Origin of the sequence: Sodalis sp. RH16, assembly GCF_047324245.1 — a bacterium.
Lineage (GTDB): Bacteria > Pseudomonadota > Gammaproteobacteria > Enterobacterales > Enterobacteriaceae > Acerihabitans > Acerihabitans ligni.
Window position 1 is genome coordinate 4,965,876 of record NZ_CP178737.1, and the last position, 26,353, is coordinate 4,992,228.

A 26,353-nucleotide genomic window follows, 5' to 3' on the forward strand; every position below is an offset into this window, starting at 1 on the left:
TCACTTAAGGCTGAACGCCGAAATTTTTCAGGTTTTTGGCATTGGTTTCATCAATCAATACGCAATCCATCAGCTGCTTCTCTTCTTTCTGGGCTTTACCGGTTTTCAGGTAGGCATCAGCCTGTTCCACCGCCATTTCCGCTTCGCGCCAGCCCGGCTGCAACACCGTGGCCTTGATATTGCCTTTGGCCAGGATGGAATCCCGCACATAGTCGCTGCCGTCAAATCCCACCACGATAATATCTTTACGTCCGGCGGCCTTCAGCGCGGCTTCCGCTCCCAGGGCCATGGTATCGTTGCCGGAAATCACGCCGGTGATATCCGGATGGGCCTGCAGCATGGATTCCATACGGGAGAAGGCTTCGGTCTGGCTCCAGTTGGCGGTTTGCTGGGCCACCATCTTCAGGCCGGTATAGTCGTCAATCACATCGTGATAGCCCTGTGAGCGCACATGGGCGTTGGTATCGGACTCCTGGCCCAGCAGTTCCACATAATTCCCCTTGCCGTTCATCAGCTTGACGAATTTTTCCGCCCCCAGCTGCGCGCCCTGGTAGTTATTGGAGACAATCTGCGCCACCGCCACGCCGGTGGCATTGATTTCGCGATCGATAAGAAACGCCGGGATGCCGGCGGCCTTGGCCTTCTTCAACGGCCCGATGGTGGCATCGGCGCCGGCGTTATCCAGCACTATCGCTTTCGCTTTGCGCGCAATGGCGGTTTCAATCAGTTGGTTTTGCTTACTTACGTCATCGTCATGGGACGCCACCAGCGTGGTATAGCCCAATTGGGTGGCCTTGGCGGTGGCGGCATCCGCTTCCGCTTTAAAGAACGGATTGTCATGGGACGGGGTAATGATGGCGATTAAGCCTTTGTCGGCGGCAAAAGACGCCATGGACAAGGACAGTAAAACGGCGGCAAGACAAGGTTTGAGTAGGTAGGTGTTCATTGTTGTTCTCCGTTATGAATATATATTCACTTTTGATTTTATATTCATATGGAGTGTGGCAATTCTAATGATGATTGTCCATGGCGAATTTTAGGAATAGCGATAGATATCACAAAAGCAACATTACCGTTACATTCCGGAGGATGGCGAGAGGGTGACATTTTGAGCAGGGCCGCGGCGCGCATCCTTGCGCGGCAGGCAATATTCCATGAGGGCTACATACGGGATTTGATATCCCGGGCTTCATCGGGTTTGGGCACTAAAGGCCCAATCCAGCGCTGCACCAGCCAGCAGGCCGATGCGATCACCAGCCAGCTCAGCAGGATGCCCATCAGCACATCCCGCGGCCAGTGCATACCCAGCACCATGCGGCTGCTCAACACCGCCACCGACCAGACCATAATCACTATCACCGATTTATAATGCCGCCGAGGCCACAGCAGCCCCCAGGCCAGTAAGGCCCAGCTGGCGGCAAACACCGTGTGGCCGGAGGGAAAAGCGAAGCCGGTTTCATGCTGCCAATGTTTACGCAGCCAGCGGGGAATTTCCTGTTCGTTCTGCAGCTCTTTTTTCACCAGCATCGACCGGGCCTTGCCCGGCAGGGAATAAAAATCCCGGCCGTCCATATCGTGGGTCTGCTCCAGCCATATCACATAGGGCCTCGGCTCCCGCACCCGGTCCTTGATGGCCGACTTGATACCCTGGCCCGCCAGCAGCGCGACGCCGAGAATACAGGCCAAAACCAGCGCAGGCCCCAAGCGAAACCGCAAACACCATAGGAACCAGGCAAACAGGACGATGCTGGTGATAAAGCCCCAGGGAGACGTCACGGTTTGGGTCGTCCAAAACAATACCCGCCACCACCACACTTCGTTATCCGGATGCCACTGCCAGCCACTGACCCAGGCTAAAATAGGGATTACCATAAGTACTATCGCGCCAAAACCGGTGCGTTTCGCAATATCAAACATGTGTCTTTCCGCTGAAAAAGCTTTGCCGAGAAGAATTGAATCCCAAGACCGAAGGGGGGAGGCTTATAAATTGCCCGTCGTTGTAGGGAATTGTGACAATCAAATGACTATTTTGCCAATAATAAGCATGATCAATCGTCAGATTTTAATGAACTTGTGGCAAAATACCTTATTAACGGATTTTCGCGTATCACTTTGCGCCACGCTGGTCAAACAGCAAGATAATAAGTAGGATGCGCGTCAGTATTTCGGTTTTGGAGAGTAAAATGCAGCTTAAACGTGTGGCAGAGGCCAAACTGCCGACACCCTGGGGCGACTTTCTGATGGTGGGTTTTGAAGAGATAGCCACAGGACACGACCATCTGGCGCTGGTGTTCGGTGATATTACCGGCGTGGAGCCGGTGCTGGCGCGGGTGCACTCGGAGTGCCTGACCGGTGATGCCCTGTTTAGCCTGCGATGCGACTGTGGATTCCAGCTCGAAGCCGCCTTGACGCATATCGCCGAGGAAGGCCGGGGGATTTTACTGTATCACCGCCAGGAAGGCCGGAATATCGGGTTGCTGAATAAAATTCGCGCCTACGCGCTGCAGGATAAAGGGGCCGATACGGTGGAAGCCAATCATCAGCTGGGGTTTGCCGCAGATGAGCGGGATTTCACCCTATGCGCCGATATGTTCAAGCTGCTGGGCGTGGACTCCATCCGTCTGCTCACCAATAATCCGCAGAAGGTGGAGATTCTCACCGAGGCCGGCATTCATATCATCGAACGCGTCCCGCTGATCGTCGGCCGCAATCCGAAGAATGAACGCTATCTCAATACCAAAGCGACCAAAATGGGCCATTTGCTGGACATCTGATCTCTGCCCGTTACTTCATCCGCCGCTGATGGAAGGGCAGGAAGCGGGCCGGGACGACCCGCCGTCCCTTTAGCCCAGCAGGTTATAGACGATTGCCGACATGGCCACCAGGCCCACTAACGCCACAAATACGTTACTTAATACGTTAATGATAGTGCCGCTGTATTTTTTCATGGCCGGGACCTTATGCATGGCATACATCGGCATCAAAAACAGCAGCATGGCGATAATCGGTCCGCCCAGGGTCTCGATCATGCCCAGGATGCTGGGGTTCATCGTCGCCACCAGCCAGGTGGTCAGCAGCATGAAAATGCCGGTAATACGGTTAAGCGTTTCTTCGGAAGCGCTCTTCCCCCGGCTGCGCAAGGATTTGATCATCATGCCGTTGAAACCCTCGCGCGCCCCCAAATAATGGCCGAGGAAGGATTTGCTGATGGCGACGGTGGCGATGATAGGCGCCACCCACTCGATCAGCGGGTTATTGAAGTGGTTCGCCAGATAGGACAAAATGGTAATATTCTGCGCCTTGGCCTGGGCCAAATCGGCGGTTGACAGGCTCAGCGCGCAGCTGAAAACGAAGAACATCACCGTCAGCACCATCATCACATGGCTGCAGGCCAGGATGCGCGAACACTTCTTCTCCGCGCCGTCGCCATACTCCTGACGCTTGGCCACCGCAAAGGAGGAGATGATCGGCGAATGGTTGAACGAAAACACCATCACCGGAATTGCCAGCCAAAGTGTAACCATCAGGCTATGGCCGGTCATGCTGCCGGCAGCGGAGGCGCTGTCAAAAATAGCCGAGCTCCAGTGCGGAATCAAATAAACCGCCAACAGCATTAACGCCGCCACAAAGGGGAAAACCAGGATGCTCATCGCCTTGACGATCATTTCTTTACCGAAACGCACAATAGTCATCAGCCCGAGGATTAATATCAGCGCTAATATTGCACGCGGCGGCGTCGGCAAATGAAGCTGATGGATAATAAAACTATTAACGGTATTCGTAATAGCCACGCCATATACCAGGCAAATAGGGTAAATAGCAAAAAAATACAGCAAGGTGATTAATTTACCCGCACCCACGCCGAAATGTTCCTCAACAACTTCGGTGATATCCCCACCCCCTTTTTTACCTGACAAGACAAAACGACATAATCCGCGGTGGGCGAAAAAAGTCATGGGGAAAGCCATAATGGCCATGATAATCAGCGGAACCAGCCCGCCGATACCCGCGTTAATGGGTAAAAACAGCACGCCCGCGCCAATGGCCGTACCGTACAGGCCCAACATCCACATGGTGTCGCTTCTGCGCCAGCTGGAGTCCGGAGACGCCTCCAGCACCGAGGCGCTTTCCGTGATGCTATTCATTATAATGTTCTCCTCAGGGAACGTTTCGATAAAAATGCCGTGAATATGCTAAAGATATTCTGCTAGCGTTAAGCATAGCCATTCATGAAAATAACAGTCTATTTTCACATATCTGCTCTTTATGCGGTGGCGGCATTCTATATCAAACGGTAAATTTAATTACCCTATCAGGATCACAAAAATGAATGTATTAACGAAGTAAACAACAAAGAAGCCAAATTTTAAAAAATCAATATTGATACTTTAATATTGTCAGTCTGTAAGATAGATAATTTGATACTTTATCCTTAATAATAATCACAGAAATAATTTTATAGACTAATATAGGTGTTAGATTAATATAGGTGTTAGATTAATATAATAAGGTGAAATAGCTACCACCACAAAATAATACACCCCGTATTAACAATGATTCGAGGATCCATCGGTACTCTCATGCCTGCCCCCCTAACGTCTCGCCGGACGCTAAGGGGGGAGGCGAAGCTTATGAAACGCCGATTACAGCATTCGGCGGATGACATAGTTCAGAATACCGTCATGCTGGTAATAGGTAAGCTCGTTGCCGGTATCGATACGGCAGCGGGTCATCACCTGCTCGCTGCGGCCATCGGCATAGTCGATGGTCACCGCCACCGTCTGGCCGGGAGCCAGCTCGCCCAGGCCGCCGATGCTGATACGCTCATCCCCCTTCAGCCGCAGCGATTGCCGGGTCACGCCGGCCGGGAATTCCAGCGGCAGAATCCCCATGCCAATCAGATTCGAACGGTGAATACGTTCGAAGGTTTCGGCAATCACTACCCGGATGCCCAGCAGCCGCGGGCCCTTCGCGGCCCAATCCCGGCTGGAGCCGGAACCGTACTCTTTACCGGCAATAACCGCCAGCGGCACCTGTTCCCGTTGGTAGCGCATGGCGGCATCGTAAATCGGCATCTCATCGCCGGACGGATAGTGACGGGTTATCCCCCCTTCCACACCCGGCACCATTTCGTTCCGGATCCGGATATTGGCAAAGGTGCCGCGCGCCATCACTTCGTAGTTGCCGCGCCGGGATCCGTAGGAATTGAAATTTCCCGCTTCCACGCCGTTTTCCCGCAGATAATGTCCCGCCGGGCTGTCCGCTTTGATATTGCCCGCCGGGGAGATATGATCCGTGGTCACCGAATCGCCGAGCAACGCCAGAATACGGGCGCCGCGGATATTTTCCACCGGCTCGGGCTGATGCCGCATCTGGTCAAAGAACGGCGTCAGGCGGATATAGGTGGAGTCATCCTGCCAGTGGTAAGTTGGGGTGCGATTGACCTCGATCTCCTGCCAATCCCGGTTGCCGTTGAAAATAGCGCTGTATTCCTTATGGAACATGGCGCTGTTAACCAGGCTCACCGAATCGGCGATTTCCGCCGAACTCGGCCAGATGTCCTTGAGATACACCGGCTGCCCGCCGGCGTCGGTGCCCAGCGGATCGGTGCTCAGATTCACCAGCATATTACCGGCCAGGGCATAGGCCACCACCAGCGGCGGCGACGCCAGCCAGTTGGTTTTCACCAGCGGATGGATACGCCCTTCAAAGTTACGGTTGCCGGACAGCACCGCTCCCACGGTCAAATCCCCGGACTTGATGGCCGCCTCGATGGGTTCCTTCAGCGGGCCGGAGTTACCGATGCAGGTGGTGCAACCGTAACCCACCAGGTTAAAACCGAGCTGATTCAGATAAGGCGTCAATCCCGCCGCCGCCAGATAATCGGTCACCACTTTGGATCCGGGGGCTAACGAGGTTTTCACCCAAGGCTTGGTCTTCAGCCCCTTTTGCACCGCGTTGCGGGCCAGCAGGCCGGCGGCCATCAGGATATTGGCATTGGAGGTATTGGTGCAGGAGGTAATGGCGGCAATCACCACCGCCCCTTGATGCAGTTGGAAGGATTCCCCCTCCAGCTCCACGTCCTGGAAATCCGGATGATGGGTACGCTTGGTGAAATCCAGCTCATCGCTGGCGCGGAACGCCGCCGCCACACCCGGCAACGGCACCCGGTCCTGCGGCCGTTTCGGCCCCGCCAGGCTTGCCACTACCGTTCCCATATCCAATACCAGCGTACTGGTGAAGCGCGGTTCATCCCCAGCATTGCGCCAGAGGCCCTGTGCTTTGCTATAGGCTTCCACCAGCGCTATCTGCTCTTCGCTGCGGCCGGTCAGTCGCAGATAATCCAGGCTGATGGCATCTACCGGGAAAAAACCGCAGGTGGCGCCGTATTCCGGCGCCATATTGCCGATGGTGGCGCGATCCGCCAGGGGCAGCACGTCCAGCCCATCGCCATAAAATTCCACGAATTTACCCACCACGCCGTGTTTACGCAGCATTTGCGTTACGGTCAGCACCAGATCGGTGGCGGTGATGCCCTCATTAAGCTTGCCGATAAGCTTAAAACCCACCACGTCCGGAATCAGCATGGATACCGGCTGGCCGAGCATGGCCGCTTCCGCTTCGATACCGCCCACGCCCCAGCCCAGCACGCCGAGGCCGTTGACCATGGTGGTATGGGAATCGGTGCCCACCAGCGTGTCGGGATAGGCTACTTCTTCACCATCCTGCTGCTCGTGCCAAACGGTTTGCGCAAGGTATTCGAGATTGACCTGATGGCAGATACCGTTTCCCGGCGGCACGACCCGGAACCGGCTGAATGCCTGCTGCCCCCAGCGCAGGAATTTGTAGCGCTCGAGGTTCCTTTCCATCTCCAGATGGTTGTTTTCTACATAGGCTCCGTCGTTGCCATAGCTGTCGACGGTGACGGAATGGTCGATAACCAGGTCAACCGGCGACAGGGGATTGACCTTGTTTACATCGCCGCCCAGGCGCTTTACCGCCTCCCGCATGGCGGCAAGGTCCACAACCGCCGGCACGCCGGTGAAATCCTGCATCAGCACCCGGGCCGGGCGATAGGCGATTTCACCCTCGGCATGGGCGTTTTCCAGCCAGCCGGCCACCGCTCTCAGATGCTCTTCGGTGACAATGTCACCGTCCTCGTTGCGCAGCAGGTTTTCCAGCAGCACTTTCATGGATTTGGGCAGAGCGTCAAGATTACCCAGCGTCCGCGCAGCGTGGGGCAGGCTGAAATAGCGGTAGGTTTTATCCCCGACCACCAGGCGTTCCTTACTGGTTTCTCGAATTGTTGACGACATAACTCCTCCAGACTTTTATTTCATTATAGTCATAACCCCATTGGGTTTGAGGCGATCTGTCATCATTTTACAAGATTAATGTAACGTTTTCATAACAAGTGATGCGGTCAGGCTAGCCGGAAAAGGCGTTATGGATTATTTAACCGGCAGTTTGATATCTTTGAACATGGCCTCTATTTCCTCATTGGAGCGCAGGGCAATGGCCGTATCCACCACGTCGCGGGTTAAATGAGGCGCAAAGCGCTGGATGAAGTCGTACATATAGCTGCGCAAAAAAGTGCTGCGACGAAAGCCGATTTTGGTGGTGCTCAGGGCAAACATTGCATCAGCATTGATTTTAACCAGGTCCGGATCGGCTTCTTCGCTTACCGCCATATTGGCAATTACCCCAACGCCCAGCCCCATGCGGACATAGGTTTTGATCACATCGGCGTCGGTGGCGGTAAAGACGATGCGCGGCGTCAGCCCGGCGCGGTTGAAGGCGGTATCCAGTTCGGAACGGCCGGTGAAACCAAAGGTATAGGTCACCAGCGGATAGGCCGCCAGCTCATCAATGGTGATGTTGGCCTTGTTGGCCAACGGATGATTGGGAAGCACCACGATAGCCCGGTTCCAGTGATAACAGGGCAGCATCACCAGATCTTCATAGAGATGCAGCGCCTCGGTGGCGATGGCGAAGTCCGCCACGCCTTTGGATACCGCCTCGGCGATTTGTGTGGGGGAGCCCTGATGCATATGCAGGGAAACCCGCGGATAGCGTTCGATAAAGCCTTTGATGACTTCAGGCAGAGCGTAGCGGGCCTGGGTGTGGGTCGTGGCTACATACAGCGAGCCTTTATCGGGGTAGGTATGTTCGCCGGCAACGGCTTTTATGGCGTCGACTTTCGACAGGACTTCGCGGGCAATGCGGATGATCTCTTGCCCCGCGGGGGTCACCTGGGTCAGATGTTTGCCGCTGCGGGCAAAAATCTGCACCCCCAGTTCATCTTCCAGCATTCGCACCTGTTTGCTGATGCCGGGCTGCGAGGTATACAGCCCCTCGGCAGTGGAAGAAACATTCAGATTATGATTTACCACTTCAACAATATATCGAAGCTGCTGCAATTTCATATTTGTCATCCTGGCATAACAGGTGCAAGAATCCGGTGCAAAAGTACCGTTTGGAGTCGCTGTCACCATGAGGCAGCCGGCTTTTGTCAGCATCGGGGGCAAAAGTAATATTTTGCTATAATACTATTTAATCATAAAAAATCGCTATATATAACTTATTTATAAAGCATAAAAAAACCAACCCGGAGGTTGGTTGTGGTAGGCGGCAGGGCGAGATAATCCCTTTAATACGGCTCATGCAAGCTTCAGTGATAGCGGGCTGATTGTGCCGTGGGGCGCTGCGGCGAGCGGTAAAACCATGCCCGCTTATTTTTTGCTGACCTGCCATTTGCCGTCGATGTAAAACGCGCTCCAGCCGGTGGCCTTGCCGTCTTTTTCCGACGAGACATATTGCTGTTTGGTCTTGCGGCTGAAACGAACCATGGTTTTATTCCCTTCATCGTCCTTCACCGGCGCGTCGGCCAAATAACGGAGTTTTTCCGGTAAACGATCCTTGAAACGGGCCAGTTCTTCCACCAGCGGCGCGCGGGTTTCCCGGGATTTCGGGAAGGTATTGGCGGCCAGGAACACTCCCGCGGCACCGTCGCGAAGGACAAAATAGGCGTCTGATTTTTCGCAGGGCAGTTCCGGCAGCGGCACCGGATCCTCTTTCGGCGGCGCGACGTCGCCGTTACGAAGGATTTTGCGGGTGTTCTTGCACTCGTCGTTGGTACAGGCCATGTATTTTCCGAAACGCCCCAGCTTCAAATGCATTTCGGAACCGCATTTTTCGCATTCCACCACCGGGCCGTCATAGCCCTTGATGCGAAATTCCCCCTGCTCTATTTCATATCCGTCGCACAGAGGGTTGTTGCCGCAGACGTGGATTTTGCGATTGTTATCGATAAGATAACTGTCCATGGCCATGCCGCATTTCGGGCAACGTCGGCGGGCGCGCAGCGCATTGGTTTCAGCGTCATCCCCTTCGAGTATGTTCAGGGTCTCGGCTTCGGGGATCAGGTTGATGGTGGTTTTACACCGTTCTTTCGGCGGCAGGGCATAACCTGAACAGCCGAGGAATACGCCGGTGCTGGCGGTACGGATGCCCATTTTACGTCCGCAGGTGGGGCAATCGATGCTGGTCATCACCATCTGGTTGAGACGCATGCCCCCCTCTTCCGGGTCTTTTTCGGCGATTTCCAACTGATGGGTGAACTCGGTGAAAAACGAATCCAGCACCGCTTTCCACTCTTCCTTATTGTTGGCCACCTGATCGAGCTTGTCTTCCATGCGGGCGGTGAAATCATAGTTCATCAGCTCGCGGAAATTCTCTTCCAGCCGGTCGGTGACGATTTCGCCCATTTTTTCCGCGTAAAAGCGCCGGTTTTCCACCTGGACGTAACCGCGATCCTGAATGGTGGAGATGATCGACACATAGGTGGAAGGCCGGCCGATACCGCGTTTTTCCAATTCCTTCACCAGCGAGGCTTCGCTGTAACGGGCGGGCGGCTTGGTAAAATGCTGGCTGGGCAGCAATTTTTCCAGGGCGAGCTCTTGCCCCACTTTCACGGCGGGCAGGGTGCGGTCTTCATCGCCCTTGCGCAGCGCCGGCATGACTTTGGTCCAGCCGTCGAACCGCAGGATGCGCCCTTTGGCGCGCAGGGAAAAATCACCGGCTTTTACCGTCAGGGTGGTGGAATCATACAGCGCAGGCATCATCTGGCAGGCAACAAACTGACGCCAGATCAGTTGGTAGAGTTTTTGCGCGTCCGGTTCCATATCACTGAGCTGTTCGGCCAGGTTGCCGACGTCCGAGGGACGAATGGCTTCATGGGCTTCCTGTGAATTTTCCTTGCTGGCATATTCATTGGCCTGTTTGGGCAGATACTTGGCGCCAAACTGCGCGCCGATGTAATCCCGGGCCATCGTCAGCGCATCCTGGCTCAGATTGGTGGAGTCGGTACGCATATAGGTGATATGCCCCGCCTCATACAGACGCTGGGCCAGCATCATGGTTTTTTTCACCCCGTAGCCCAGGCGGGTGCTGGCGGCCTGTTGCAGGGTAGAGGTGGTAAAAGGCGCCCCGGCTTTGCTGCTGGTGGGTTTATCCTCGCGATCGGCGATGATATAGGTGGCGTTTTCCAGCTGTTTGACCGCGGACTGGGTTTGCTCCTGGTTCACCGGTTTGAAGGGCTTGTCCCCTTCATGGGTAACCTGCATCTGCAGTTGCGCTTTGGCGGACACCTTAAGATCGGCGTGCAGTTCCCAGTACTCTTCCGGTACAAAGGCCTTTATTTCCCGCTCGCGTTCCACCACCAGCCGGACGGCCACCGACTGCACGCGGCCCGCGGACAGCCCGCGGGCCAGCTTTTTCCACAGCAGCGGCGACACCATGTAACCCACTACGCGGTCCATAAACCGGCGTGCCTGCTGGGCATTCACCCGATCGATATTTAATTCGCCGGGCTGTTTAAACGCCTGGGTAATGGCATTACGGGTGATTTCGTTAAACACCACCCGGCTGAACCGTTTATCATCGCCGCCAATCACTTCCCGCAGGTGCCAGGCAATGGCTTCCCCCTCGCGGTCAAGGTCGGTCGCGAGATAAATATGGTCGGCATTTTCCGCCAGCGCTTTCAGCTCGGTAACCACTTTTTCTTTGCCGGGCAATATCTCGTAATGGGCCTTCCAGCCATGATAAGGGTCGATTCCCATACGATTAACCAGCGCGCTTTGCGCATCGCTTTTTTCTTTTTTCTTTTTAGTTGTGTCTGCGCTTTTCTTACTGGCTGAACCACTGGTGGGCAAATCGCGGATGTGACCGACGCTGGACTTGACCACGTAGTCATTACCTAAATATTTATTAATCGTTTTGGCTTTCGCCGGGGATTCAACGATAACGAGAGCTTTACCCATTTTTACCTTTACCTGAATGATTTCTTCTCTGAAAAGAAGCTTTTTGTGCGCCAGACCCTGGCTGGGCATACCTCTGATTTTATATTGCGGCAGTACCGTCAAAAATCAACCTCTTTCTAGCCGGTCTGTTCTTTCACTAGCGACATGAGATTAACCTACTGATAAATATAATAAATTTATCAATATTAGCCTATGATATTGATAAATCCATTGCCGGTTTGTGCCCATCGGCATCCCCAGAGTCATGAAGGCCCACACTCTACATGATAAAAAAGTTGGCGCAACTTATTAGCGATACAAAAAAAGCGGCTGTTGTAAACCAATTAAGAAAAAAAGGCGCCAACGGAATAAACCTTAGTCTGTTTGCAGCCAAACACAACCGGGTATTACAATAGGCTCTGCATTAACCAAGGAGCAAAATTTATGTACGCAAAAACCACCCCCATTGATCGCAAAAACCTGTTGATTGAAGCGAATAGGATCATACGTGAACACGATGAATATATGCACGGTATGGAAGCGACCGAAGTAGAACAAAAAGACGGCGTGCTGGTTTTCCGCGGCGAATTTTTTTTCGATCAGGACGGAATACCCACCCGTAAAACCACAGCGGTGTTTAATATGTTTAAACATCTGGCCGTGGTGCTATCGGAGAAATATCATCTGCAGGATTGAGCGTTGTGGGTAACGGGCCGTATTCCCGGCCCGCCTATATTCATAATAAGGGCTTTTCCCCTTTCTGCCACCAATGCAGCAGCCGCTGTTCGATACTCAAGGCCGCACTGTCGGTGAATCGCGAAAGCAAACGTTTCCGGCGTGCGTATTTGATGTTGATGACCTCGTGATTAGCCATTTCGGCAATCAGCAGTTCATCGCTGGTGCCGATGCCGTCCACCAGCCCCTTCTCCCTTGCCTGGCTGCCGTACCAATGCTCGCCGGTAGCCACGGCTTCAATATCCAGCGACGGACGCATCTCATGCACGAATTGTTTAAATAATTGATGTGTTTCATTGAGATCTTGCTGGAATTTCTGACGGCCCTGCTCGGAATTTTCGCCAAACAGCGTCAAGGTCCGTTTATACGCACCGGCGGTATGCAGTTCCACATCTATATCGTTGCGCTTTAACAGGCGGTTGAAATTAGGAATTTGCGCCACCACCCCAATGGAGCCGATAATGGAAAACGGCGCGGCGATTATGCGGTCGGCAACGCAGGCCATCATATAGCCGCCGCTGGCGGCCACTTTATCCACCGCCACGGTGAGGCGAATGCCTTTGTCGCGCAGGCGCTGCAGCTGCGAAGCGGCCAACCCGTAACCATGCACCACCCCGCCTGGGCTTTCCAACCGCAGCAGAACTTCGTCCTGCGGTTTGGCAACCGCCAGCACCGCGGAAATTTCTTCCCGCAGCGAGGCCACTTCCCCCGCATCTATGCTGCCCTTGAAATCAAGAACATACAGACAGGATTTCAGCGGCGTTTTTTCGCCGCGTTTGGCGCGATTGCGCGCCAGTTTGGCATCGTGCTTTTCCTCTTTTTTGTAACGTTTGTGCCAAATGCGCTGTTCCGCCTCTCCCATGCGGGCCAGCTGCATTTCGCGCTGCATTTCGCGGTAATGCTTACCCAAATCGGTGACCTGGAGCTCACCCTTGCGTCTGCGCTGCCGCTGGCGCAGCCCTACCGCCAGCAGCATAACGGCCCCGATAGCCGCCACCACGGTAATGGCTTTCGCCAAAAAAAGTCCATAGAGAGAGAGGAATTCCATTTTGCCACCTTGCTGAATTGTTTTCGTTGTGGCTTATTCTAGCTAACAGCCGGGGTCTCGTCGTCAGAAAATTCGGAATATTCCGCCCTATAATAGTGATAAATCTTGTTTTTCCCGCCGGCCCGCCTCCGGAGGGGAAATCGCGATGCGACATCCGCCGGCATTGGCCGGGCATACATTGAAATCACCCACCGTTTCAGGCATAAAAGAGAGATCCTTCCGGCCATCGCCCGGGTAATTAAGCGTCCTGCCCGCAAAGCAAATAAAAATAAGCGCAGTAAGCAATAGTAAGCAGAGGAGTCCGACGTGTATTACCAGCCCGCAAACAATCTACTGCAGCAGCGTATCATTATGGTTACCGGCGCCGGCGACGGCATCGGGCGTGAAGCGGCGCTGACCTATGCCCGTTACGGCGCATCGTTGCTGCTGCTGGGCAGAACGGAGGCGAAGCTGGCGGCGGTGCGGCAGCAGATCGCCGATGAAGGCGGTGCGGATGCCCGTGTGATCACGCTGGATTTATCACAGGCCGGCGAGCAGGAGTACCGGCAGTTGGGAGAAGCGTTGATGCGGGAAATTCCCCGGCTGGACGGGCTGCTGAATAACGCCGGTTTGCTGGGAGAAATAGCGCCCATGGCGCGGCAATCCGCCGACAGCTGGCGTAACGTCATGGAAGTGAACGTCAACGCTACCTTTTTATTGACCAGGGCCATGCTGCCGCTGCTGCTTAAAGCTTATCGGCCGTCGCTGATATTCAGCAGTTCCAGCGTCGGCCGGCAAGGCCGTGCCAACTGGGGGGTTTACGCGGTGTCGAAATTCGCCACCGAAGGCATGATGCAGGTACTGGCGGATGAATATCCCGCCGCCCGGCTCCGGGTCAACTGCATCAATCCCGGCGGCACCCGGACTGCCATGCGCAAAAATGCTTTTCCCGGCGAAGACGCCGAAAAACTCAAAACGCCGGCGGATATTATGCCGATTTATCTGTATCTGATGGGTGACGACAGTCACCGCAAAACCGGCATCAGTTTTGATGCCCAGCCGGACCGTAAACCGGGACCGGCGTGAAAACAGGATGACACCATGAGCGAAGAAAGGCACCAGCAGCGCCAACAGCGATTAAAAGAGAAAGTGGATGCCCGTATCGCCGGGGCGCGAGAGGAGCGGGGAATCGTGATCGTTTTTACCGGCAACGGCAAGGGGAAGACCACCGCCGGTTTCGGCACCGTTACCCGGGCCGTCGGGCACGGTATGCGTGCTGGGGTAATTCAGTTTATCAAAGGTCAATGGCCGAACGGTGAACGCAACCTGCTGGAAGCCCACGGCGTGGAATTTCAGGTGATGGCCACCGGTTTTACCTGGAATACGCAAAATCGGGTAACCGATCGCGCCGCCGCACAGGAGGTTTGGCAGCATGGTTTGCGGATGCTGGCGGATGAAACGCTGGATTTGGTGCTGTTGGACGAACTGACCTATATGGTGACGTACGATTATATCGATTTATCCGAGGTCATTGAGGCGCTGCTTCGTCGTCCCCCAAACCAGACGGTGATTATTACCGGGCGCGCCTGTCATCGGGAGCTGTTGGATCTGGCGGATACGGTGAGCGAACTGCGGCCGGTTAAACACGCTTTTGATGCCGGGATCAAGGCTCAGCAGGGTATTGATTGGTAGGGACGGTGACCCTTTAACAGGTTCGCTGCACGATCGATGTTAGCGGGCCTACCGTGCCATGGGGCGCTCCGGCGGGCGGAAAAACCACGCCCGCTTCGACCCCATCAGCGCTGTCTCCCTTTAACATGCCGGCATGAAGCTTCCGTGATTAGGATTTAGCTGGCCCTGGCCGCACATTATGCGCCGGAATTGCGTTTGCTGCTTTGGCCGCCGCCGCCGCGGCGGGTGGGAGCTACCTGGCTGTGGCGTTTAACCGCCCGGCGGATCTGGTTGGCTTTCATGCGGCGGCGTTCACGCTCCACCGGCATTTTGCTGACCGTCTCGGCGGGCAACTGCACCATTTCACGCAGGTAGTTGATTTCCAGCAGGCTGAGTTCGGTCCAGCCGCCGCGGGGCAATCCCTTGGGCAGGGGAATATCGCCGTAGCGGGTACGAATCAGGCGGCTGACCTGTACGCCCACCGCTTCCCATAACCGCCGCACTTCGCGGTTGCGCCCTTCATTCAGGGTGACGTTGTACCATTGATTCAGGCCTTCGCCGCCTTGGAAGCTCAGTGACTTGAACGCGGCGGCGCCGTCTTCCAGCTGAATGCCTTTGGTCAATTGGCGAATTTTCTCATCGTCCACCTGACCGAACACCCGCACGGCGTATTCACGTTCCACCTCGCACCGGGGGTGCATCAGGCGGTTGGCCAATTCGCCGTCGGTGGTGAACAATAACAGGCCGGAGGTGTTGATATCCAGGCGCCCTACCGCCACCCAGCGTGAACCGGAAATTTTCGGCAGACGATCAAAGACCGTCGGGCGTCCGTCGGGATCGCGGCGGGTACAGAGTTCTCCCTCGGGTTTGTAATAGGCCAATACCCGGCATACCGATTCCTCGGTGGCGGTAATGCTGACCACATGACCGTCCACGCGAATTTTCATTGAGCCGACGACTTCGACCCGATCACCCAGCGTGGCGATTTTACCATCGACGCTGACGCGGCCTTGTTCAATCAGGGATTCAATTTCTCGGCGGGAACCATGCCCGGCGCGGGCCAGGACTTTTTGCAGCTTTTCGCTCATTGAGCAACCTCGATTGTCGCCTTCACAGGCGTCTAATGTTAATAAACAAGGGATTGAACAAATTCTACCCATTGCTATACAATGAAATTCAGCGTTTAAGAGTGTCATAAAGCCTGTTGCGGCAATAGCATGCACACTCCTTTTTGCGGGCGAGTATAATACCCTAACTTAACGCTAAAAGCTTGTACGCATTTCATCGGCCGGCATTGGACGTTCCCCGATCTCGCGACATGCCGTGACTAAAACGGTATCCATGCGGTAAGGGCCCTGATAGTAGCGAGGACGCCAGGGGCCCCCTGGAATTCGGTCAAACCAATAATATATGTTGAATATTTTTCATAAAATAGAGTCAAAATTTGAAAGTTTTATTTATAGTAAATGAAATATAATTTAATAAATTAAATATGATTGCATTATCAAGGCTGTAGCATCATGCAGATTAAAGTATATACGCGGCATTGACACAATTTTATACTGACTTGCGCAAAACAAGGAATTTAATAATGCATAATATTTCGGGCCCAGCAAATTGGGACATACCAACCAGTGCTAAAGAAACTGTTGAATTTACCTCAGGTAGCAATAAAGAATTACATTTTTTAAATACCCTTAAAAATATTGGAAATACCGCGGATGATCTTGTCGCCGGCGCCCCATACCATAAAAAAACAGGGGATGACTTACTGTTAAGTATTTTTGCCACAGGCATACTTAAGGCTGATTTCGCCAGCAGGATGGGCATACCATCAGATGCGATCTCCGAGGCTTCGTCTATTGACCATGGAGAGATGGGGAAAGCCATGACAGCGGATGAAACATTAAAAGTGCTTGAAAACGTGTTGAAAACCGTGCGTTTTTTGTATAAAGGGAGCAGTATAAAATCTTCTAATAAAATAAAAACCAATCGCGATATGTATCATATTCAAGAAACGCTTTTTTATGAAATAGAGTCGCAAAAACTGTTCGAAACATCTACCCAAAAAGCATTGGAATATTGCGTTACGCATGAATTTGGAAACTGCGGTGTCATGGCACGTATCGCCTATGCGTTGTGTCATAAGCTTGGGTTGAAACCAGGATTGGCTTTGTTCAGATCAGATGGAAGTTTCGCGCATGAAGTATGCCGAGTGAAGGTAAACAATGAATTTTATATGGTTGAAGCCTGGGCTAATTATATATGCCATGAAAATGATTTTTTATCCATGTTAAGAGATAAAATGGTCAAATGGAATTTGGCTGGGAAAAGCATTACAAATGGGACACCTTTCGATTTTATGGGGGAAGAGGAATTTGAAATACCGAAGAATGCGCTGGCATCTCCTGATGATGCTTTGAAATTAAAGTTAGTAAAATCTCAGCCAATTAAGGGAGAGCATAATATTGTCAGCGCGGATTTCTTCACTTTTTTGGGAGATAAGCTCGCCGAGAAATTTTCCACAAAAAGATTAAGCGCTAGCGGCGCGGCAGTTCAAGCAACCGCCCCTAGCGTGTAAGCTAATCCTGCGGATAAGCAGGGCATAAGCTCTCTCTATTGGCCTCATTCGGGTCTTGAAATACGCGGGAGCTAGTTTTGGTCCTATGGGCAAAGCACAGCTCCGCGTGCTCGTGATTATCGTTATCCCCTGCCTTTGCATCCCGTCAAAGCCCTAAACCTTCAAAAATCAGCGCTGTCTTGAGATTCTCATTATCCGTATTCGTCTCATACGTAGATTCGCATCACCTTGTCATAATTATTTCCTATCAATCTTTACACAACGCTTTTTAATGTTAACAAGAAATTCATTGTCATCTTTCAACTGGCTGTTTCTTTTCCATAAAACCCCGAATGTCTTGCCGTCATAACGCCAGAACCATATGATTTTAATAATGATTTATCCTAACTGCCTATATTGACAACAATGTCATGACATTCAATTATCATGACATTAAGGTTAACAAGGCGTTAATTATGGATTGGGATCAGCACGGGTTGCTCTCCGGCCCGCAGCCTCTTTGGTGGCAGATAGCCGAGCGATTGCGGCGGGAAATCGAGTTTGGCGGATTTAAGCCCGGCGATATCCTGCCCTCGGAAGCGGCGTTGAATAAGACCTTCGGCGTCAGCCGCACCACCGCCCGCACCGCACTGGACAAACTGGAGCAGGAGGGATTGATTACCCGCCGCGCCGGCAAAGGCTCAATGGTGCTGCCACCCCATGTGTTGCAACCCTTGAATCAAATGTCCAGTTTTGCCGAGGATATGCGGCGGCGGGGATTCACCGCCGGTTACGCCACCCTCGCCGCCCGTATGGCCGCTATGCCGCCGGAAGCGGCTGCCGCACTGGGCATGGCGGAAAACGTCAAAGCCTTTATGGTATCGCGCCTGTTAAGCGCCGACGGGTTGGCCATGGCGGTATCTCACTCCTGGTTTTCGCCGTCGCTGTTCAGCCGGCATCCCCTTCCCACCGTCGCCGAACTCAATTCCGGCTCTCTCTACGCTTGGCTGGAGCAGCACTGCGGCTGCCGCATTATCGGCGCGCGGGAAACCATCAGCGCCGGCATCGCCGACGGCGAGCTGGCGCGACTGCTTACCATCGCTCGCGGTACGGCGGTGCTGATTGCCCGTCGGTTAAGCCATGACAACCAGCGACAGCCGGTAGAGTTTGCCACGGTGAGCTACCGCGCCGATCGCTACAGCTTCACCATCGATCTGGTGCGATCATGACGGCGGCCGGCAAAGCGTTATTTGTGGGAGATATCAGCCTGGATACCACTCTGCTGATGGAAAAAATGCCCCAGCCCGATGAAAAGCTGCTGGTGAGCATTACCAATGAAATGCCCGGCGGCGTGGTGACCAACGCGGCGCTGGCCTGCCGGCTGGCCGGCGCCTCGGTCGGCCTGGCGGTGGAAACCGGCGATGATTTATTTGCCGAGGGCTTGCTGGCGCCGCTGCGGGCGGCGGGTATCGACGTTACCGGCGGACGCAGACCCGGCCGAACCTGCCGCGCCATCGTTTTACTGGACGCCCAGGGAGAAAAGCGGCTGCTGCTGGAACCGGGCGTATCCATGTACCCCGGCGCCGATCTGCTGAGCGGTCTTGATTGGCGTGGGGTGGGCTGGCTGCATACCGCCGTTTACAGCGCCGCCGCCGAAAGCGTCATCGAACATTGCCGGCACGCGGGCATACCCTGGTCTATCGATTTGGAACCGGCCACGTTTATGGCCGGCCTGGCGCCGCTGCATCCTGTGCTGAACGGCGCCGAAACGGTGTTTTGCAACCAGCGGGCCCTGGCGCAAATCGGCGATGAGCCGATAGCGCGGTTACTGGCGCTGGGGGTCAGATCGGTGGTTTGTACCCTTGGTCCCCAGGGCGCACGTTATGTTTGTGCCGAAGCCAGCCATGATGCCCGTTTTATCGGTACGCCCGCCGTGGTGGATACCACCGGCGCCGGCGACTGCCTGGCGGGCTGGTTTATCGCCCGGCGCCTGGAGGGTTTATCCGTTCCCCTGGCGCTGCGTGAGGCGGTTTACGCCGCCACCTACAGCTGCGGCGGGATGGGGGCGCAGTCTTCCTACCCCACCCGCGAACAATTGATTCGATTCGAGAACGCCCCGGCCGGCTATACCGCCGGGACAAATGAATAATGACCAAGAGAGAGATTATGGCCGCACCCATCGTACTGCCCGAGAAACCCGATATGCTGGCAGCGCTTTTCCCGGTGAAAAAACCGGTGATAGGCGTTATCCATCTTAATGCGCTGCCCGGCGCGCCCCGTTACCAAGGGGAGACCATGAAGTCCATCGCCGCGGCGGCGGTGAGGGATGCCCTGACCCTGTCAAAAGGGGGCATCGACGGCATTATCGTGGAAAATGCCAGCGATCTGCCCTTCTCGCGGCCGGAACATATCGGCCCGGAGACCGTGGCGGCGTTAACCGCCGTCTGCATGGAGGTCCGTGGCGCGGTGAACACCCCCATCGGCATCACCTGCGTGGCCAACGGCGCCATTCCGGCGCTGGCCATTGCCAAAGCGGTGGGCGCACGCTGGGTGCGGGTAAATCAATGGGTCAATGCCTATGTCGCCAATGAAGGTTTCATCAACGGCCCGGCGCCGGAAGCCATGCGCTATCGCGCCATGATTGACGCCCGCGACGTGGCCATCTTCGCCGATGTCCACGTCAAGTTCGGCGCCCATGCCATCACGGCGGATCGCAGCATTCCCGAACAGGCCACCGACGCGGAATGGTTTGACGCCGATGTGCTTATCGCTACCGGTACCCGCACCGGCTCCCCCACCGAGCCCCGCGAAGTCGACGAAGTGCGCGGCGGCACCAACCTGCCGGTCATCGTGGGCTCAGGGCTGTCGCCGAGCCAGGTGCCGACCCTGTTCGCCGCCGCCGACGGCGCCATTATCGGCCAGTGGCTGAAACAGGATGGCCGCTGGTGGCTGCCGGTGGACGCCAAACGGGTGGAGGAGCTGATGAATGCGGTAATAAAAGTCCGGGAGGCGTTATGACCCTGCTCACCGGCGAGACCGAGGTATTCAGTTCAGAGCCGGCCGCCTCCAGTGGCTGTGTGGTGGCGTTTTTGGCCAAACGGCAGACGGACGGCGGACCGGCGATTTATGGCGACGGGGATTACCGGCGGCTGATGGCGGTGCTGGAGCAGCTGCGCGACGAGGGATGGCTGTTGTCGTTTCGGGCCATGTTCGACCCGCAGAGTAACGTGCGCCCTATGGCCCTTGACAGCGGCTTCGCCCATCAATGGGATCTGTCCGGCGCCTTCGAAGCGCCGGGATTGAGCGCGGCGCTGGCGGGCACGGTGCGCCTGGAACAGGCGGGCTGGGGCCGGCTGTTCACCACCGAATGGCTGCTAGGCCCCCGTGAGTTCGCCACCGTCCGGGGTTCAGGGCCGGTCCTGGAGCGCAACTGGGGGTTTATGGCCCTCTGGGAATGGAACGATGCCTGGTGCGAGGCGACGGCACAACAGCGGCGCGACTATGACGCGGAATGCGATGTCGCCTTTAAAGGGGATTTGGCGCTCAACATCAATATCGCCGGTCGCCACCGGCTGGACTGGGCCCATAGCTGGCACCACCTGGGCATTTGGGAAACGGACCGGCCCGAAACCGTCGATAAAGCCATCAGCGGCCATGAAGACGCCGCCGATTTTATGTTTACCACCTCTCGGCACGTAGTGGGCAAAGTCCGCCCGCTGGCCGAACTGCTGCTGCCTGAACGCGCATAAGGAAAACACATGTCAAACAGTCTCTGGATTCATTATGCCCGCCCGCGGCCCCATTGGTACCGCCTGTCCGAAACGGAGCGGCGGGAAAAACAGGCCCGCTGGGACCAACTGGCGAAACAGGCAACCCAGGCCGGCGCGGCGCGCATCGGGGTATATCATATTCGCGGCCAACATGATTTCCAAACCGTGGAGCTTTGGCATTTTCCCGACGCGGAAGCCGCCTTTGCCCATTGGGCCAATTTGACCGCCGCGGCCTACAACGAATGGTTCGCGTTTTCCAATAATATTGGCTTGCCGCTGGAGAATTCCGCTTATGAGCACGCCGGTTCTTGAAGCCCGCGGCATCAGCCGTCATTTCGGCCATGTCAAGGCGCTGGAAGGAGTGAGTTTCCGCGTCTATCCGGGCGAGATCTGCGCCTTGATCGGCGATAACGGCGCCGGTAAATCGACGCTGGTGAAAATCCTTTCCGGCGCCGACCGGCCCGACGGCGGCACGATCCTTATAGACGGTCAGCCGGTGAGCCTGGCCTCCCCCTCTGTGGCCCAGCAGTTGGGTATCTCCACCGTTTACCAGGACTTGGCGCTGGCGCCGGAGTTAACGCCGGTGGACAACCTGTTTTTAGGCCGCGAGGAGCTTTTGCCCGGTCTGCTGGGAAAACTCGGCTGTCTGGACCGGGCCTCGATGCGGCGCAAGGCGGTGGGCCAGTTCGCCCGGCTGGGCGTGTCGCTGCGTTCGCTGAAAGTGCCCATATCCACCCTGTCCGGAGGCCAGCGGCAGTCGGTGGCCATCGCCCGCGCCGCCATGTGGGCGGACCGGGTCATCTTCCTGGATGAACCCACCGCCGCCCTGGGGGTAGTACAGACCGAACGGGTGCTGGAATTGATAAGACAGGTTCGCGCTTCAGGCATCGCGGTGGTGCTGATCAGCCACAATATGCCGCAGGTGCTGGAAATCGCCGACCGGGTGGAAGTGCTGCGCCTGGGACGCAGCGTCGGCCAGCTCTCCACCGCCGGCGCGCGGGTGGAAGATTTGGTCACCGCCATGACCAGCGGCGCCGCCGCCGAGGAGTCCCGATGAAAAATACGCTCTCTCCGTCCGATTCAGACCCGGTACAGTTGGCCGGTGAACCGTCCCAGGGACCGGGCAGCCGTCACGGGGCGGCGTATTCCGCCGGTGATCCGCCCCAGGCGTCGGGCAGCCCTCGCGGGACGGCGGACAACGGTCATCACGGAGAACAGCAGCGTCCGTCAACGGACGGTCCGTCACCCGCCGGCCTGCGGGAATTCCTGGCGAAACTGCTGGGGGGCGGCTGGATCTGCCTGCTGCTGATTGCCCTGATTGCGCTGTTCTGGCTGCTGCGTCCGGCGCAGTTCGGCTCAGCCTACAATCTGTCGCAAATCGCCATCAATGCCGCCATCCTGCTGGTGCTCTCGGTAGGCCAGACTTTCGTCATCATTGCGGCGGGCATTGATTTATCGGTGGGGGCGGTGCTGGTCTTTTCCTCGGTCATCTCTGCCCAAACCATGCTCTATCTCACCGGAGGCGCAGGCACTACCTTCGGCACCACCGACGCGGGCTGGGGCATTATCGCCCTCGGCACGCTGGTATCGCTGCTGGCCGGCGCCCTGTGGGGCGCGCTGAACGGCTTTCTGATCGCGGTGGCCCGCATTCCGGCCCTGATTGTCACCCTCGGCACTTTCGGCATGGCATTAGGCCTGGCGCAAATCATCAGCGGCGGCGTGGATGTCCGGGCCATTCCCGAACGGCTGGTGGACGTTATCGGCAGCGGCGATATCGCCGGCATACCGATGCTGGTGGTCATCGCCGTCCTGGTGACTTTGGCGGCGGCGGCGGTACTGCATCTTACCCGCTTCGGACTGCATGTCTTCGCCACCGGATCCAATATGGAGGCGGTCCGCCGCGCCGGGGTCAATGTGCGCAGGCGGCTCGTCGGGATTTACATGATTTCCGGCGCGCTGGCGGGCATGGCCGCCGTCATGTCCAATGCCCGCTTTTCCACCACCACCATCGGCGGCCACGCCATGGACAATCTCTCCACCATATCGGCGGTGGTATTAGGGGGAACCAGCCTGTTCGGCGGCATCGGCAGCGTGGCCGGCACGGTAATCGGCGTGTTTATCCCGATTATCCTCTTGAACGGTTTTGTCATTCTCGGCATACCGCCTTTTTGGCAAACCGTCGCCATGGGCGCGGTATTGATTCTGGCTGTGTGGATCGACCAACTGAAACGTCGGGCGAGAGAACGCGGTTAACCTTTGACCTTAACGGAGTATATATGATGCGTAAAACAGTTCTGTCGACTCTGATCTGCACCCTGGCCATGGGACTCGCCCTGCCGGCCGCCGCCAAGCCCACCGGCAGCGTCGCGCTGGTATTGGGGGTAAAGGGCAGCCCCTTTTACCAGGCGCTGCAATGCGGCGCCCAGGAAAAAGCCAAACAGGCTGGACTCTCTTTAACCGTCTTCGCGCCGGATCAATTCGCCGCCGACAGCCAGATCCCGGTGGTTAACGCCGTCACCGCCACCCAGCCGGCGGTAGCGGCTATCGTACCCACCGATATGCAGGCGCTGGTGGCGCCCATGAAGCAGTTGGCTGCCCGGGGCGCCAAGGTGCTCACCGTCGATCAGACACTGCACGATACCTCGTTCCTGGCGACCCAGATTATCACCGATAACGAACAAGGCGGCAAAATGGCGGCGCAAGCCATGAACCGTTTGCTGAACGGCAAAGGCAAAGTCCTGGTGATTACCCAGCCCCCCGGTTCGGCGGCGCAGGATGCCCGTGAACGGGGCTTCGCCGAACAGATCAAGGCCTATCCCGGCATAACCTATCTCGGCCCGCAGTACCAAAGCGACGACCCGCAGAAAGCGGCGGAAATCGTCACCTCCGCCCTGTCGGCCCATCCGGATTTGGCCGGGGTGTTCTCCACCAACGATCAGGGGGCCATCGGCGCCATCACCGGCCTGCGTCAGGCCGGCGCGGTGAAACGCGTCAGGCTGGTGGCCTATGACGCCGCCACGGCGGAGGTGAATGCCCTGAAAAACGGCACTATCGACGTGCTGATCGCGCAAAACCCGAAACAGGAAGGGGAAGCGGTGGTGAATATTGCCGTCCAGCTGCTGGCGGGCAAAACGGTGGCGAAAACCACATTGACCGATATTGTCGCCATCGCCGCCAACGAGCCGGAGAAAGCAGATCGCTACGAATACAAGGCGGATTGTCTTTAAGCCGGAGCGCCACATGGCCCGGTAACCCGCGATCACCGGCGCCATAACCGGGCGTGTTAAAGGGAGAGCGCGCCGATGTGGTCGAAGCGGGCGTGGTTTTCCCGCCCGCCGGAGCGCCACATGGCACGCTAGGCCCGCGATCATCGGAGCCTGAACCACGCGTGTTAAAGGGAGACCCCGCTCAGAGAAAAGGCGAAATATCCCCGACGCCTTCCCGCACCACGCGCGGCGTATCGTCGGTAAGATCGATAACGGTAGTGGGCTGCTGACCTAAAAAGCCGCCGTGAATCACCACATCCACCTGTTTGGACAGATGATCCTTGATGCGCTCCGGATCGGATTCCGCAAAATCGTTACCCGGTAACATCAGGGTGGTGGACATCAAAGGCTCATTCATGTTTTCCAGCAGGGCCAGGGCAATGGGGTTGGACGGCACCCGCAAACCGATGGTTTTACGCTTCTCGTTCATCAACCGCCGCGGGACTTCCTTGGTGGCCTTCAAAATAAAGGTATATTTGCCCGGAGTATTGTTTTTCATTAATCGGAACGCCTGGTTATCCACATGGGCGTAAGTTGAAAGCTCGGACAGATCGCGGCACATCAGGGTAAAATTATGATCGCTGTCCAGCTTGCGGATCCGGCAAATACGCTCCATGGCATTTTTGTCCTCCAGACGGCAGCCCAGGGCATACCCCGAATCGGTGGGATAAACGATAACCGCGCCTTTACGCAGCTGATCCACGGTTTGGTTAATCAATCGCGGCTGTGGATTCTCTGGATGAATGGTAAAAAACTGACTCATTAACACTCCTTAGCTCGTCTAGCGGGGATAATCCCCGGCAAACCCTGTTTATCCTTTTAAAATAACGACGGCTGGATGGCACTCTGCGTCGGCCAGTCCCGCCATATCGGCTCGACTCCCCCCGGGAGCCAGAGCTTACGCCCCAATTCAATCCAGGCACAGGGCATATGGAAATCCGACCCCTGGGAACCCAGCAACTGCCGTTCACGGGCGTACCCGGCCAGCAATATCCTTTCCTGCAAAGACTGTTGGCAAGAAGCAACCTCCATACCGTCGCCGCCCGCGGCCACAAAATGATCCAGCAAACGCTTGAGCCATTTGGCGGAAAGCTGATACCGGCCAGGGTGAGCCACCACCGTCTGCCCTCCCGCCTGCCGAACGGCGTCCACGGCCTCCTCGATAGTACACCACCGCGACGGCGTATAGCCGGGATTCCCTTTCGACAGGTATTTTTTGAACACCGCGGCCAGATTATCGGCCTTGCCGATACTCACCAGATAACGGGCAAAGTGCCCGCGGGTAATCACCCCCTCGCCGGCAAACGCCCGGGCCCCCTCCCAGGCGCCGGAAATTCCGGCGTGCTCCAGGCGCTGGGCAATGATCATGGCCCGCTCCAGGCGTTTTTCCCGCTGGGCCGCCAACAGCGCGGTCATGGCCGGATGGGCGGCGTCCACGCCCAGTCCGACGATATGGATTTCATGGTTTTGCCACAGAGTGGAAATTTCCACTCCCGGTATCAGCATCAGCGGCAGGGATTGCCGGATAATAGCCTGACCCGCCGCCGCCACGCCTGCCAGGGTATCGTGATCGGTAATCGCCAGCACATCCACTCCCATGGCAACCGCACGCTCCACCAGCGCCTCCGGCGCGAGCATACCGTCCGAGGCGGTAGTATGGCTGTGCAGGTCATATAGAGTGAGCAACGATGATTTTGCACCCAACGGTTTATCAGTCAAAAAATTACCTTCAAAATAGAGATCCTATAGCTTTAAAATTGCAGCCAACACAGCCGCAAGACAAAAGGTGACGGGTACAACGGCCATTGCATGTCCCTATCATAGCGTTTATCGCCCATGAATCGAACAGGTAAGATTATTTACCGATTTTAAGCAACGGTTGTTGACATTTCATTGCTGAACTAGTTTACTAGTACATATTCAATCTAAGCGAGAATCTGATGATGATGTCCAATATGTTTATGCTTCGCTGGTGGCGCACCTCCCTGTAGCGGGCGGTGTAATCATGCGTAGCTGTCATCAGA

General features: G+C 56.0%; 23 protein-coding genes and 1 other annotated feature (1 of these 24 running past the window's edge). Of the genes, 13 read left to right on the forward strand and 10 right to left on the reverse strand.

Annotation, left to right across the window (positions count from 1 at the left end):
- Nucleotides 1–4: 4 nt before the first annotated feature.
- A complete protein-coding gene (locus tag ACL2XJ_RS22605; RefSeq protein ID WP_132921423.1) occupies nucleotides 5–946 on the reverse strand; it encodes a D-ribose ABC transporter substrate-binding protein in 942 nt (313 codons plus the stop codon).
- A gap of 215 nt (nucleotides 947–1,161) precedes the next feature.
- On the reverse strand, nucleotides 1,162–1,917 hold the full coding sequence (pgpB, locus tag ACL2XJ_RS22610) for a phosphatidylglycerophosphatase B (RefSeq protein ID WP_203521299.1): 756 nt from the start codon (nucleotides 1,915–1,917) through the stop codon (nucleotides 1,162–1,164).
- Between the two features lie 266 nt (nucleotides 1,918–2,183).
- On the opposite strand from pgpB, the gene ribA reads away from it, so the two are divergent.
- On the forward strand, nucleotides 2,184–2,774 hold the full coding sequence (ribA, locus tag ACL2XJ_RS22615) for a GTP cyclohydrolase II (RefSeq protein ID WP_132921421.1): 591 nt from the start codon (nucleotides 2,184–2,186) through the stop codon (nucleotides 2,772–2,774).
- 69 nt (nucleotides 2,775–2,843) lie between these two features.
- Here the strand turns inward: ribA and ACL2XJ_RS22620 are convergent, their stop codons facing one another.
- The 4 genes from ACL2XJ_RS22620 to topA all read right to left on the reverse strand — a co-directional run bounded on the left by ACL2XJ_RS22620 (nucleotide 2,844) and on the right by topA (nucleotide 11,321).
- Complete coding sequence (locus ACL2XJ_RS22620; RefSeq protein WP_413724559.1) at nucleotides 2,844–4,145, reverse strand: HAAAP family serine/threonine permease; 1,302 nt, start codon at nucleotides 4,143–4,145, stop codon at nucleotides 2,844–2,846.
- A gap of 498 nt (nucleotides 4,146–4,643) precedes the next feature.
- Complete coding sequence (gene acnA / locus ACL2XJ_RS22625) at nucleotides 4,644–7,316, reverse strand: aconitate hydratase AcnA (protein ID WP_413724560.1); 2,673 nt, start codon at nucleotides 7,314–7,316, stop codon at nucleotides 4,644–4,646.
- A 135-nt stretch (nucleotides 7,317–7,451) separates the two neighbouring features.
- Nucleotides 7,452–8,426 (reverse strand): HTH-type transcriptional regulator CysB, encoded by a 975-nt coding sequence (gene cysB / locus ACL2XJ_RS22630; RefSeq protein WP_132921418.1) that lies wholly within the window; start codon nucleotides 8,424–8,426, stop codon nucleotides 7,452–7,454.
- A 306-nt stretch (nucleotides 8,427–8,732) separates the two neighbouring features.
- Nucleotides 8,733–11,321: a type I DNA topoisomerase gene (topA, locus tag ACL2XJ_RS22635; protein WP_413724561.1), complete on the reverse strand. Its 2,589-nt coding sequence runs from the start codon at nucleotides 11,319–11,321 to the stop codon at nucleotides 8,733–8,735.
- A 423-nt stretch (nucleotides 11,322–11,744) separates the two neighbouring features.
- Here topA and ACL2XJ_RS22640 point away from each other — a divergent pair, with 423 nt between their 5' ends.
- Complete coding sequence (locus ACL2XJ_RS22640) at nucleotides 11,745–11,996, forward strand: YciN family protein (protein WP_132921416.1); 252 nt, start codon at nucleotides 11,745–11,747, stop codon at nucleotides 11,994–11,996.
- Between the two features lie 40 nt (nucleotides 11,997–12,036).
- Here ACL2XJ_RS22640 and sohB read toward each other — a convergent pair whose 3' ends face one another.
- Nucleotides 12,037–13,083, reverse strand: coding sequence for a protease SohB (sohB, locus tag ACL2XJ_RS22645; RefSeq protein WP_413724562.1), 1,047 nt, complete (start codon nucleotides 13,081–13,083; stop codon nucleotides 12,037–12,039).
- A gap of 306 nt (nucleotides 13,084–13,389) precedes the next feature.
- Here sohB and ACL2XJ_RS22650 point away from each other — a divergent pair, with 306 nt between their 5' ends.
- Nucleotides 13,390–14,148, forward strand: a complete 759-nt coding sequence (locus ACL2XJ_RS22650) for a YciK family oxidoreductase (protein ID WP_132921414.1) — start codon at nucleotides 13,390–13,392, stop codon at nucleotides 14,146–14,148.
- Between the two features lie 15 nt (nucleotides 14,149–14,163).
- The gene (gene cobO, locus ACL2XJ_RS22655; protein WP_132921413.1) at nucleotides 14,164–14,754 is read left to right on the forward strand and encodes a cob(I)yrinic acid a,c-diamide adenosyltransferase; all 591 of its coding nucleotides are present in this window, start codon (nucleotides 14,164–14,166) and stop codon (nucleotides 14,752–14,754) included.
- Nucleotides 14,755–14,930: 176 nt separating this feature from the next.
- On the opposite strand, the gene rluB is transcribed toward cobO, so the two are convergent.
- Nucleotides 14,931–15,821, reverse strand: a complete 891-nt coding sequence (gene rluB / locus ACL2XJ_RS22660; protein ID WP_132921412.1) for a 23S rRNA pseudouridine(2605) synthase RluB — start codon at nucleotides 15,819–15,821, stop codon at nucleotides 14,931–14,933.
- Nucleotides 15,822–16,324: 503 nt separating this feature from the next.
- Between rluB and ACL2XJ_RS22665 the strand changes: the two genes are divergently transcribed.
- The 9 genes from ACL2XJ_RS22665 to ACL2XJ_RS22705 all read left to right on the forward strand — a co-directional run bounded on the left by ACL2XJ_RS22665 (nucleotide 16,325) and on the right by ACL2XJ_RS22705 (nucleotide 24,290).
- A complete protein-coding gene (locus ACL2XJ_RS22665; RefSeq protein ID WP_413724563.1) occupies nucleotides 16,325–17,314 on the forward strand; it encodes a hypothetical protein in 990 nt (329 codons plus the stop codon).
- Between the two features lie 455 nt (nucleotides 17,315–17,769).
- On the forward strand, nucleotides 17,770–18,522 hold the full coding sequence (locus tag ACL2XJ_RS22670; protein ID WP_165934100.1) for a GntR family transcriptional regulator: 753 nt from the start codon (nucleotides 17,770–17,772) through the stop codon (nucleotides 18,520–18,522).
- Nucleotides 18,519–19,442, forward strand: a complete 924-nt coding sequence (locus ACL2XJ_RS22675; protein WP_413724564.1) for a carbohydrate kinase family protein — start codon at nucleotides 18,519–18,521, stop codon at nucleotides 19,440–19,442. Before ACL2XJ_RS22670 ends, ACL2XJ_RS22675 begins: the two co-directional genes overlap by 4 nt.
- Before the next feature lie 17 nt (nucleotides 19,443–19,459).
- The gene (locus ACL2XJ_RS22680; RefSeq protein ID WP_413724565.1) at nucleotides 19,460–20,311 is read left to right on the forward strand and encodes a BtpA/SgcQ family protein; all 852 of its coding nucleotides are present in this window, start codon (nucleotides 19,460–19,462) and stop codon (nucleotides 20,309–20,311) included.
- Nucleotides 20,308–21,042 carry a hypothetical protein gene (locus tag ACL2XJ_RS22685; RefSeq protein ID WP_413724566.1) on the forward strand — a complete coding sequence of 245 codons (735 nt, stop codon included), beginning with the start codon at nucleotides 20,308–20,310 and terminating at the stop codon, nucleotides 21,040–21,042. Before ACL2XJ_RS22680 ends, ACL2XJ_RS22685 begins: the two co-directional genes overlap by 4 nt.
- A gap of 9 nt (nucleotides 21,043–21,051) precedes the next feature.
- The gene (locus tag ACL2XJ_RS22690) at nucleotides 21,052–21,375 is read left to right on the forward strand and encodes a hypothetical protein (protein WP_413724567.1); all 324 of its coding nucleotides are present in this window, start codon (nucleotides 21,052–21,054) and stop codon (nucleotides 21,373–21,375) included.
- The gene (locus ACL2XJ_RS22695; RefSeq protein ID WP_413724568.1) at nucleotides 21,356–22,120 is read left to right on the forward strand and encodes an ATP-binding cassette domain-containing protein; all 765 of its coding nucleotides are present in this window, start codon (nucleotides 21,356–21,358) and stop codon (nucleotides 22,118–22,120) included. The genes ACL2XJ_RS22690 and ACL2XJ_RS22695 overlap by 20 nt, the downstream gene beginning before the upstream one ends.
- Entirely contained in the window at nucleotides 22,117–23,316 is a 1,200-nt protein-coding gene (locus tag ACL2XJ_RS22700) for an ABC transporter permease (protein WP_413724569.1), read from the forward strand. The genes ACL2XJ_RS22695 and ACL2XJ_RS22700 overlap by 4 nt, the downstream gene beginning before the upstream one ends.
- A gap of 23 nt (nucleotides 23,317–23,339) precedes the next feature.
- Nucleotides 23,340–24,290, forward strand: a complete 951-nt coding sequence (locus ACL2XJ_RS22705) for an ABC transporter substrate-binding protein (protein WP_413724570.1) — start codon at nucleotides 23,340–23,342, stop codon at nucleotides 24,288–24,290.
- A 181-nt stretch (nucleotides 24,291–24,471) separates the two neighbouring features.
- On the opposite strand, the gene ACL2XJ_RS22710 is transcribed toward ACL2XJ_RS22705, so the two are convergent.
- Both ACL2XJ_RS22710 and rnm read right to left on the reverse strand, forming a co-directional pair.
- Nucleotides 24,472–25,092, reverse strand: coding sequence for an L-threonylcarbamoyladenylate synthase (locus ACL2XJ_RS22710; RefSeq protein WP_132921402.1), 621 nt, complete (start codon nucleotides 25,090–25,092; stop codon nucleotides 24,472–24,474).
- A gap of 56 nt (nucleotides 25,093–25,148) precedes the next feature.
- Nucleotides 25,149–26,048, reverse strand: coding sequence for an RNase RNM (rnm, locus tag ACL2XJ_RS22715; RefSeq protein WP_413724571.1), 900 nt, complete (start codon nucleotides 26,046–26,048; stop codon nucleotides 25,149–25,151).
- Between the two features lie 245 nt (nucleotides 26,049–26,293).
- Nucleotides 26,294–26,353: a sequence feature (Trp leader region), on the forward strand; it runs 44 nt beyond the window's last position.

Bases quoted from the DNA above. Each gene is read 5' to 3' on its own strand.
- ACL2XJ_RS22700 (WP_413724569.1), top strand. From the start codon at position 22,117: ATGAAAAATACGCTCTCTCCGTCCGATTCAGACCCGGTACAGTTGGCC.
- ACL2XJ_RS22620 (WP_413724559.1), bottom strand. From the start codon at position 4,145: ATGAATAGCATCACGGAAAGCGCCTCGGTGCTGGAGGCGTCTCCGGAC.
- ACL2XJ_RS22675 (WP_413724564.1), top strand. From the start codon at position 18,519: ATGACGGCGGCCGGCAAAGCGTTATTTGTGGGAGATATCAGCCTGGAT.
- ACL2XJ_RS22690 (WP_413724567.1), top strand. From the start codon at position 21,052: ATGTCAAACAGTCTCTGGATTCATTATGCCCGCCCGCGGCCCCATTGG.
- ACL2XJ_RS22605 (WP_132921423.1), bottom strand. From the start codon at position 946: ATGAACACCTACCTACTCAAACCTTGTCTTGCCGCCGTTTTACTGTCC.
- ACL2XJ_RS22640 (WP_132921416.1), top strand. From the start codon at position 11,745: ATGTACGCAAAAACCACCCCCATTGATCGCAAAAACCTGTTGATTGAA.
- sohB (WP_413724562.1), bottom strand. From the start codon at position 13,083: ATGGAATTCCTCTCTCTCTATGGACTTTTTTTGGCGAAAGCCATTACC.
- ACL2XJ_RS22665 (WP_413724563.1), top strand. From the start codon at position 16,325: ATGCATAATATTTCGGGCCCAGCAAATTGGGACATACCAACCAGTGCT.
- ACL2XJ_RS22685 (WP_413724566.1), top strand. From the start codon at position 20,308: ATGACCCTGCTCACCGGCGAGACCGAGGTATTCAGTTCAGAGCCGGCC.
- acnA (WP_413724560.1), bottom strand. From the start codon at position 7,316: ATGTCGTCAACAATTCGAGAAACCAGTAAGGAACGCCTGGTGGTCGGG.
- pgpB (WP_203521299.1), bottom strand. From the start codon at position 1,917: ATGTTTGATATTGCGAAACGCACCGGTTTTGGCGCGATAGTACTTATG.
- ribA (WP_132921421.1), top strand. From the start codon at position 2,184: ATGCAGCTTAAACGTGTGGCAGAGGCCAAACTGCCGACACCCTGGGGC.
- cobO (WP_132921413.1), top strand. From the start codon at position 14,164: ATGAGCGAAGAAAGGCACCAGCAGCGCCAACAGCGATTAAAAGAGAAA.
- ACL2XJ_RS22670 (WP_165934100.1), top strand. From the start codon at position 17,770: ATGGATTGGGATCAGCACGGGTTGCTCTCCGGCCCGCAGCCTCTTTGG.
- topA (WP_413724561.1), bottom strand. From the start codon at position 11,321: ATGGGTAAAGCTCTCGTTATCGTTGAATCCCCGGCGAAAGCCAAAACG.
- ACL2XJ_RS22695 (WP_413724568.1), top strand. From the start codon at position 21,356: ATGAGCACGCCGGTTCTTGAAGCCCGCGGCATCAGCCGTCATTTCGGC.
- ACL2XJ_RS22710 (WP_132921402.1), bottom strand. From the start codon at position 25,092: ATGAGTCAGTTTTTTACCATTCATCCAGAGAATCCACAGCCGCGATTG.
- cysB (WP_132921418.1), bottom strand. From the start codon at position 8,426: ATGAAATTGCAGCAGCTTCGATATATTGTTGAAGTGGTAAATCATAAT.
- rluB (WP_132921412.1), bottom strand. From the start codon at position 15,821: ATGAGCGAAAAGCTGCAAAAAGTCCTGGCCCGCGCCGGGCATGGTTCC.
- ACL2XJ_RS22680 (WP_413724565.1), top strand. From the start codon at position 19,460: ATGGCCGCACCCATCGTACTGCCCGAGAAACCCGATATGCTGGCAGCG.
- ACL2XJ_RS22705 (WP_413724570.1), top strand. From the start codon at position 23,340: ATGATGCGTAAAACAGTTCTGTCGACTCTGATCTGCACCCTGGCCATG.